Raw genomic sequence first — 1342 nt, 5'->3', positions numbered from 1 at the left:
CAGGTGTCTTTTTGTTATCTAAAAAGGGTCTAGCATCTCCAGTGTTGATTACTACCAACACCAAAAATTCTAGACCCAAAAAAGCCCCACCCGCCGAAGCGAGTGAGGACAATAACACCGGTGTAGCAACGTTTCTACGTCATTTTCACAGTTTTACATCTTCTTGCCATTTTTGTAAAACAAAAAGCTTCACTCCCGAAGGAGTTAGGCAAAAATTACGTGCGCCGGTGCATGTAAAGACTTTGCCTTTTAGCAAACGTTTTGTCAACTTTAAGAACAAAAAAAGCCTTACCCGCCGAAGCGAGTAAGGCCATTGATGAGCTGTTATGAGATTTAATGGGCTAGAACGGCCGCTTGCCAGCATTGACGCACCGTTGCATGTACATGACAAGTTGCGACTGTTCGCTAATCTTGCCATCGACCGGCGTGCCCGCTTTCCGCTGCATCGCCTTGATGGTGTCAGGGCCGAGAATGCCGTCCGCCTTGACGCCCAGTGCGCGCTGGATCGCCGCGATGAGCAGACTGCCCACCGGATTTCCGACAAACTGCCAGCCGCCTGTTAGACCGCCGTTGCGCCAGTTGTACTGGCTTGATACCACACCATCCACGGTCGTCCCGTACAAGCGCTGGAGGGCCATAGTGAGGTGCGGTCCCCAGTAACCGTCAACCGTCAGCTTGGCCGCCGATGCGCTGATTGCGCCAGCACTTTCGATCGTGGTAGATGCAGAGACCGTAGCAGACGCCTTCCCGGCCTCCAAGTCAGCGGCGAGCTGAGCCTTGCTGATGCCCAGATTCTTGAGGTACGGATATGGGTCTTGGTGGTCAGACCCGCCGTAGTTGGCAGAGCACCACGCGTGAGACTTGAAGCCATGCGTCTTGTCCGAGCTGTCCAGGGTACGAGGCACGCCGTACTTGTCCGCCATGGTGACCGCTAAGGACACCCAGTTGCGGTAGGCCTTCATGGCGCGGTCGTGGTCTTCAAACTCACACAGCTCAAGCTGTACGGGCGCGTACTTGTTGACGTAGCCAGCACCCCAGGCTACCCGCCCTGGTGTGCCGACTTGATATGCGCCTTGGTCGTCAACACCAAAGTGAACGAATGTTTGTGCAGAACGCCATACCCGATGCTCATAGGTCGCCATCTGCTTGGCGGTGGCCTCCATGTCATCCGTGGAGTGCAGCACGATGATTTTGCCGATTGTGGCAGCAGTGCCGGCGTTGATTGCCAAAGATTTGTTGATCGTGACCATTACTTGTCCTCCTTCTTAGGCTTGTCATACGTCAGTGCCTGAACGCTGTCCGTTACGCCAGCCGTGGTTGGATCAGTAACCACACCAAGAAT

The 1342-nt window shown here is 54.4% G+C and carries 3 protein-coding genes; 1 reads left to right on the top strand and 2 read right to left on the bottom strand.

Features of this window, described 5'->3' with window-relative positions; all coding sequences use genetic code 11:
* Nucleotides 1–308 (top strand): hypothetical protein (locus tag JUF11_RS13075; protein ID WP_204119937.1); only part of this gene is annotated, 308 nt, incomplete at its 5' end.
* Nucleotides 309–341: 33 nt separating this feature from the next.
* Here the strand turns inward: JUF11_RS13075 and JUF11_RS13070 are convergent.
* Together JUF11_RS13070 and JUF11_RS13065 are read right to left on the bottom strand one after the other, a co-directional pair.
* Nucleotides 342–1250: a peptidoglycan recognition protein family protein gene (locus JUF11_RS13070; RefSeq protein ID WP_204119936.1), complete on the bottom strand. Its 909-nt coding sequence runs from the start codon at nucleotides 1248–1250 to the stop codon at nucleotides 342–344.
* Nucleotides 1250–1333 (bottom strand): phage holin, encoded by an 84-nt coding sequence (locus tag JUF11_RS13065; protein ID WP_236000505.1) that lies wholly within the window; start codon nucleotides 1331–1333, stop codon nucleotides 1250–1252. The genes JUF11_RS13070 and JUF11_RS13065 overlap by 1 nt, the downstream gene beginning before the upstream one ends.
* Nucleotides 1334–1342: the final 9 nt, after the last annotated feature.

Origin of the sequence: Lacticaseibacillus suilingensis (assembly GCF_016861845.1) — a bacterium.
GTDB classification, from domain to species: Bacteria; Bacillota; Bacilli; order Lactobacillales; family Lactobacillaceae; genus Lacticaseibacillus; species Lacticaseibacillus suilingensis.
This window is presented reverse-complemented; position numbering and strand designations above follow the sequence as displayed.

Excerpts from the sequence above, each read along its gene's own strand:
- JUF11_RS13070 (WP_204119936.1), bottom strand. The coding sequence starts at position 1,250 with ATGGTCACGATCAACAAATCTTTGGCAATCAACGCCGGCACTGCTGCC.